Annotated in this window: 1 protein-coding gene; it reads left to right on the top strand. The window is 47.0% G+C overall.

Going from position 1 to position 355, the window contains the following annotated elements; all coding sequences use genetic code 11:
* Window positions 1-355, top strand: a 355-nt coding sequence (locus KDM89_RS20605) for a PAS domain S-box protein (protein WP_212689718.1), incomplete at both ends; no start/stop codon positions are given.

Below are 355 nucleotides of genomic sequence, written 5' to 3'. Positions count from 1 at the left end.
GAATTTTTCTGTGGATGAAGAATTTTACCTGGCCGACTGGCGCAAAATCAGTATGGCCATTGCCATCGTTACAGCTGGCGCGATTGCGGCGGTGATTGCGGCATTCCGTATTTTGATACAGTTATTCCTGCAGCGTGAGCAGGATATGCAAGTCATGACTGCATTAAAACGCGAAGCGGACGTCATCAATCAAAATCAAACTACTTTGTTGGAAAACCTGACTGAACAACAAGCAGCGCTGAAAGCATCTTCAGATCGTTTGACCGCGATATTTGAAAATGCAGCGGATGGTATTGTGATGATCGATGATCAAGGCCAGGTAGAGGCAGTCAATCCGGTGGCGGAGGCGATTTAC

Origin of the sequence: Cognatundibacterium luofuense (genome assembly GCF_018139685.1) — a bacterium.
GTDB lineage: Bacteria > Pseudomonadota > Gammaproteobacteria > Burkholderiales > Burkholderiaceae_D > Undibacterium > Undibacterium luofuense.
The sequence above is the reverse complement of the archived record's forward strand: the minus strand, read 5'-3'. Positions and strand labels throughout refer to the sequence as shown.